Source organism: Streptomyces purpurogeneiscleroticus (assembly GCF_020024005.1).
GTDB lineage: Bacteria > Actinomycetota > Actinomycetes > Streptomycetales > Streptomycetaceae > Streptomyces > Streptomyces purpurogeneiscleroticus.
Genome location: NZ_NHSG01000032.1, coordinates 1 through 6,198, shown reverse-complemented (window position 1 = coordinate 6,198; position 6,198 = coordinate 1). Strand labels below are relative to the sequence as shown.

Below are 6,198 nucleotides of genomic sequence, written 5' to 3'. Positions count from 1 at the left end.
ACCCGCAGTTCGGGCCCGAACAGCTGCGACAGCGCGGGCCGCTGCTCGCCGGTCTGCAGTGCCACGACCTCGCGCAGCACACCGGTGAGCTGCTCGGGCCTGGTCGGGGGTGGCGACCTTGGCGCCGAGGGACTCGGTGATGGTCACGGCGCGCTCCACGAGCTGCGCGTTGGTGGCCTTCACGCCCTTGGAGAGGTACAGGTTGTCCTCCAGGCCGACGCGGACGTTGCCGCCGAGCAGGATGGACTGGGCGACCCACGGCATCTGCATGCGGCCGAGCGCGAAGCTCGCCCACTGCGCCTTCTCCGGCAGCATGTTGACCATCGCCTGCAGCACGCCCGGGTCGGCCGGGGCGCCCCACGGGATGTCCATGCAGAGCTGGAAGATGGTCGGGTCGTCCAGCAGGCCCTCCGCGAGCAGCTGCTTGGCGAACCACAGCTGACCGGTGTCGAAGATCTCCAGCTCGGGGCGGACCCCGAGCTCCTGGATGCGCTTGGCGCCCTTGCGCAGCATCTCCGGGGTGGAGATGTAGAGGTTGTCGCCGAAGTTCAGCGAGCCGCAGTCCAGCGTGCAGATGTCGGGGAGCAGGTCCTCGACGTGCGGCAGCCGGTCCAGCCCGCCGACCAGGTCGGTGCCGGGCTGCGCGCCCTTCTCCAGCGGCTGATCGGGGTCCAGTACCAGGTCGCCGCCCATGCCGGCGGTGAGGTTGATGACGACGTCGGTGCCGGTCTCCTTGATGCGCTCGACGACCTCCGCGTACAGCTTCGGGTCGCGCGAGGGGTCGCCGGTCTCGGGGTCGCGGACGTGGATGTGCACCACGGCGGCGCCCGCGTCCGCCGCCTCCACGGCGGACTTCGCGATCTGCTCCGGCGTCACGGGGACGTGCGGGGAGCGGCGTACGGTGTCGCCCGCGCCGGTCAGCGCACAGGTGATGATGACCTCGTCGTTCATGACGGGAGTCCCTTCTGCGGGTGGTGTGGTGACGTGCCGTCAGCTGACGGCGGAGGGTGCGGAGAGGGGGTGTGCGGGCAGGCGTCGGCCACGCCTGCCCGCACACGATCGGGGGCGGACTCTCGTCCGGGGGAGCGCCTTACGAGGCGGTCAGTTCGCTTTCCACGAAGGCGATCAGCGCGGCGTGCATGGAGTCGGGGGTCGTGCTTCCGGGGGCCGTGGCCAGTACCTGCGTGGCCAGGCCGTCGATCAGCGCGGTCAGCCGGAGCGCGGTGAACTCCACGTCGACGGGGCGGAAGACGCCCTGCTCGACGCCGCGCCGCACGACGTCGGCGACGGTGGTCCGCCACTGCCGGTAGTAGTGGTCGTGCAGCCGCCCGACCTCCGTGGAGCGGGCCGCCTGCGCCCACATGTCCAGCCAGACCAGCCACTGCCGGCGCTGCTGCTCCGTGCGCGGCGTCTGCAGCGCGATGAGGTGCAGCAGCTCCTCGCGGGCGTCGATCGCGCCGGCCAGGCCCTGTGCGCGGCGCTCGGTGTCCTCGTCCATGCACCAGCGGACGGCGGCCTCCAGGAGGTCGTCCCGGCCGGGGAAGTGGTAGTGGATGGCGGCCGTGCTCGTCCCGCAGGCGGCGGCGATGTCGGCGACGCGCACGGAGTGGAAGCCGTGCTCGGCGATCAGCCGGACCGTCTCGCGGACGATCTGCAGCGGCCGGCCGCCCTCGGGGAGCGCGGCGGGCCCGGCGTCGTCGCCCGGCGGCGCGGGCGCCTCGGCCCGGGAGCCCAGCAGCCGGCCCGCGTCCACGCCGCCGATCTCGGCGATGCGGACGATCTCGGCGACGGTGAAGCGGCGGGTCCCGCTGAGGGACCGGGACAGCTTGGACGGATCCATCACGATCCGCCGGGCGAACTCACGGCGGCTGCAGCCGATGCCGTCGATCACCTGCTTGACGCGGTCCGTGAGGTCGCCGCTCTCGTCGGCGAGCCGGGTGCCGGGGTCTTCGTGCATGGCTCGGGACCGTAGCAGCGTGATGAGATCAGCGCAACGCCCTGCGCGCGAAAGGGTACGGTCAAACACCGACATTCAGCGGTAAAGCGCCACGTGATGAGCCCTGACTGATGAGAAAGTCAGGGTGCCTGTCCGGTCGCGCGCATCCATGGCGCGGGCACCCAGTAAGGGCGGAAATGTGGCAAAGTGACGAACATGGCCGAACGGGGCGCGCAGCCGCCCCCTGCCGTGTCGGCACCGGAGCAGTGGCCCGCCCCGCCGGACCTGATCCTGGCGCTCAACGGAATGGGGGGCTTCGACTGGGACCTGAAGCGCGGACGCATGTACATGGACGCCGCCGCGCTGCGGGTCTTCGACCTGCTCCCCAGTGAGTACGACGGCCGCCCCGAGACGCTCTCCTGCCGGGTGCCGCCCGCCGAGTCCGCCCGCCTGGACTCCCTGGTCGCCCAGGCCATCAAGGAGGGCAGCGCGACGTACGGCGCGTACTTCCGCGTCCGCTGCCGCGACGGCACGCTGCGCTGGACCCACACCCACGGCGCCATCCACCGGGACGGCACCGGGCGGCCGTACCGCATCATCGGCATCGTCCGCGACGCCCGCCAGGAGCTGGCGCTCTCCCGCACCGCGAGCCCGGCGAAGCAGGGGACCCAGCGCCGCCGCCGACACAGCTCCGTCGTCGAGCGCACCACCGCGGCGCTCGCGCACGCCAGGACCGTCGGCGACGTCATCGCCGTCCTGGGTGACAGCCAGGGGCTGAGCCGGCTCGGCGCGGAGAACGTCATCGTCGGGCTGGTGGAGGCCGGCCACATCCGGCTCGTCTCCGAGGGGCAGTCCGGCAGCTTCGTACCGGAGCACCGGTTCACCCGGGTGGCGGACGAGTTCCCGATGAGCGAGGTCGTGCGTACGCTCACGCCGCGCTTCATCCGGTCCCGCGCGGAGTTCGCCGCCTGCTACCCGCGCCTGTGGCCGCACGTCCAGCCGCTGGACATCGGCTCGGCGGCCTACCTCCCGCTGATCGCGCAGGCCCGCCCGATCGGTGTACTCGGCCTCTTCTACCGCGAGGAGAGCGAGTTCAGCACCCACGAGCGCAGCATCCTCGTCGCGCTCGGCAGCAGCATCGCGCAGAGCCTCGCCCGGGCCATGCTCTTCGACCAGGAGCACGACCTCGCCGAAGCGCTCCAGCAGGCCATGCTGCCGCGCCGCATCCCCGCCGTCCGGGGCGCCCGGATCGCGGTGCGCTACCGCGCGGCACGGCTCGGCCGGGAGATCGGCGGCGACTGGTACGACGTGATCCCGCTGCCCGGAGGTCCGGGAGGCCGGCTCGCCGTCGTCATCGGCGACGTCCAGGGCCACGACATCCAGGCCGCCACCGTCATGGGCCAGCTGCGCATCGTGCTGCGCGCGTACGCCGCCGAGGGCCACGCGCCCGCCACGGTCATGGCCCGCGCCTCCGCCTTCCTGTACGAACTGGACACCGAGCGCTTCGCCACCTGCCTCTACGCCGACATCGACCTGACCACCGGCGCCCTGCAGATCGTCCGCGCCGGGCACATCGACCCGCTGCTGCGGCACGCCGAGGGCATCTGCCGCCGGCTGCCCGTGGCCGGCGGGCTGCCGCTCGGCCTGTCCGCCCAGTTCGGCCTGCTGGACTACCCGGTGACCACGGTGCGCGTCGCGCCCGGCGAAACGCTCGTGCTGTGCACCGACGGCCTGGTCGAGCGGCCCGGCGCCGACCTCGACGAGGGGATGGCCCGGCTGGCGAAGGAGGTCCGCGCCGGACCGCAGGACGTCCAGCAGCTCGCCGATCGGCTGTGCGCGCTGTCCCTCAGCGGCGACGGCGAGGACGACATGGCGCTCCTGCTCCTGCGCCGCAGCGGCACGCCCCGGCCGCACCAATAGCTGCCCTCTGCAGCATGTAAGGGCTAAAGGTGGCCCCCGCCACATACACGCTCCGTGCGCCGTGCTTTACTGCCGCGTGCCCACTGAGACCGCTCCCGCCGGCCTGCGCTCGCGCATATTCGCCGACCTCACACCGCTGCGTACCTCCGTCGACTACCGCCGCCTGTGGACCGGCAACACCGTCTCCTGGGTGGGCCAGCAGATGACCGCGCTCGCGGTCTCGCTCCAGGTCTACGACATCACCCACTCGACGTTCTCGGTCGGGCTGGTCGGTCTCTGCTCGCTCGTCCCGCTCGTCGTCTTCGGGCTGTACGGCGGCGCCATCGCCGACACCGTCGACCGCCGCACCCTGGGCCTGGCCAGCGCCCTCGGCGCCACCGCGATGTCCGTGGTGCTGGCCGCCGCCGCGCTGCTCCACGTACAGCAGGTCTGGCTGCTGTACGTCGTCGTCGCGCTCCAGGCGGTCTGCTTCGCGATGAACTCCCCGGCCCGCGCGTCGATGATCCCGCGCCTGCTGCCCACCGAACAGCTGCCCGCGGCCAACGCCCTGAACTCCCTCACCAGCAACCTCGGCCTGATGGGCGGCCCGATGCTGGGCGGCGTCATCGTCGGCCTGTGGGGCTACCAGGCCGCGTACCTCATCGACGTCGTCGCCTTCTCCGCGTCCCTGTACGCGATGTGGCGGCTGCCCTCGATGCGCCCCGACCACGAGCCGGGCGCGGACGGCGCCAAGCCCAAGCGCGCCTCGGTACTGGACGGCCTGCGCTTCCTCGCCACCCGCCCCAACCTGCGGATGACCTTCTTCGCCGACATGGCCGCGATGGTGCTCGCCCAGCCGCGCGCGCTCTTCCCGGCCGTCGCCGTGCTGTGGTTCGGCGGCGACGCCAGGACCGTCGGGCTGCTGGTCGCCGCGCCCGCCGTCGGCGCCGTACTGGGCGGCCTGTTCTCCGGCTGGCTGGGCGTGATCCGCCGGCACGGCCTCGCGATCCTGCTCTCCGTCGCGGCGTGGGGCGCCGCCATCGCCGTCTTCGGCCTCACCCGCAACCTCTGGCTCGGCCTCGTCTTCCTCGCGGTCGCGGGCTGCGCCGACACCGTCTCGATGGTCTTCCGCTCCACGATGCTGCAGGCCGCCACCCCGGACCGGATGCGGGGCCGGCTCCAGGGCGTCTTCATCGTCGTGGTCGCGGGCGGGCCGCGGCTCGGCGACTTCCTCGCCGGGTCCGCCGCCGACCTCGCCACCCCGGCCGTCGCCGTGGTCGGCGGCGGCCTGGCGTGCGTCGTCGTGGTGGCCCTCCTCGGCCTGAGCCGCCCCGCCTTCGCCCGCTACGACGCGCGGAACCCGCAGCCCTGAGCCGGGACACGGGCGCTCAGTACCGGGTGATCGCCGTGTCCCCCGACCGCGTCCCGATCGCGATGTGCGGCCGCTTGTCCGGGTCCGCCCAGGCCAGGACGCGGGCCATCGCGCCCGCCGGTACGGACACGCAGCCCGCTGTCGCGCCCTTGCCGTTGACGTGCAGGAAGATCCCGGCGCCGCGGCCGCGCACCGGCTTGTCGTAGTTGAAGCCGATGACCAGCGCCCGGTCGTACTGCTTCGGGTAGTCGGCCAGCCGCTCCGACTCCTTCGCGGCGCAGTCGGCGGGCAGCGGCTCGGTCCAGCGGTTGTACGACGCCGAGGCGTTGTCCTCGCACCACCAGGAGTCGCCGTGCACCCGGCGGTAGGAGACCTCCGTACCGGCCGGGGCCGCGCCGATGCCGAAGCCGTACGGCAGGTCGTACAGGCCGGTGGGCGTGGTGTTCGTGCCCTGCTTGCGGGTGCTGCCCTCGGCCAGGCCCTTCGCGCCGAAACGGGCGGGCGCCGAGCCCGCCTGCCGCCAGTGGCCGTGCCGCTTCTCCCACCAGATCAGCCGCCCGTGCGTGGACGAGGTGCGCGGTGCCTCGGCCGTGATGAGCTGCCGGCCGCCGCCGGTGTCCGCCATCCGGGCGGGCAGCGGCGTGCCTGTCCGGTCCGTCGTCGGGTACCCGGGCGCCGCGGCGGCCGGGCCGGAGCCGGCGGTGCCGGCCAGCGCGAGCGCGGCCGCACCGGCCGCCATTGCCAGGAACGAACGCTTCATGACGGCACTGTAGGGCGGAATCCCACCGCGCGCGGTAGCGATAGCCGGGCCAGACTCGGGTACGGGGGCCAGGAGGAGTACCACCGCCGCGGGCGGACCACCCGCGGCACGCACCACACCGTGAGATCCAGGAGGCATTCCGTGGAACGGCAGCCGCACCTCGCGCGCGCTCACGACCCCGGCGGCCCGACACCGCCCAACCCCGGGCCGGGACCGGTTCCGGACCCCGTG

The 6,198-nt window shown here is 73.2% G+C and carries 4 protein-coding genes and 1 pseudogene; 2 read left to right on the top strand and 3 right to left on the bottom strand.

The annotated features are described in order from the left end of the window. A partial coding sequence (locus tag CCS38_RS00880) for a beta-keto acid cleavage family enzyme (protein ID WP_223731244.1) occupies positions 1-951 on the bottom strand: 951 nt, incomplete at its 3' end. Positions 952-1,090: 139 nt separating this feature from the next. Continuing rightward, positions 1,091-1,957, bottom strand: coding sequence for a TetR/AcrR family transcriptional regulator (locus CCS38_RS00875; protein WP_223731243.1), 867 nt, complete (start codon positions 1,955-1,957; stop codon positions 1,091-1,093). Positions 1,958-2,152: 195 nt separating this feature from the next. Between CCS38_RS00875 and CCS38_RS00870 the strand changes: the two are divergent. Next, positions 2,153-3,841, top strand: a pseudogene (locus CCS38_RS00870) (SpoIIE family protein phosphatase); the annotation flags it as partial. 91 nt (positions 3,842-3,932) lie between these two features. Continuing rightward, complete coding sequence (locus tag CCS38_RS00865) at positions 3,933-5,207, top strand: MFS transporter (RefSeq protein WP_223731242.1); 1,275 nt, start codon at positions 3,933-3,935, stop codon at positions 5,205-5,207. 16 nt (positions 5,208-5,223) lie between these two features. On the opposite strand, the gene CCS38_RS00860 is transcribed toward CCS38_RS00865, so the two are convergent. Continuing rightward, positions 5,224-5,967, bottom strand: a complete 744-nt coding sequence (locus CCS38_RS00860) for a L,D-transpeptidase family protein (protein WP_223731241.1) — start codon at positions 5,965-5,967, stop codon at positions 5,224-5,226. Positions 5,968-6,198: the final 231 nt, after the last annotated feature.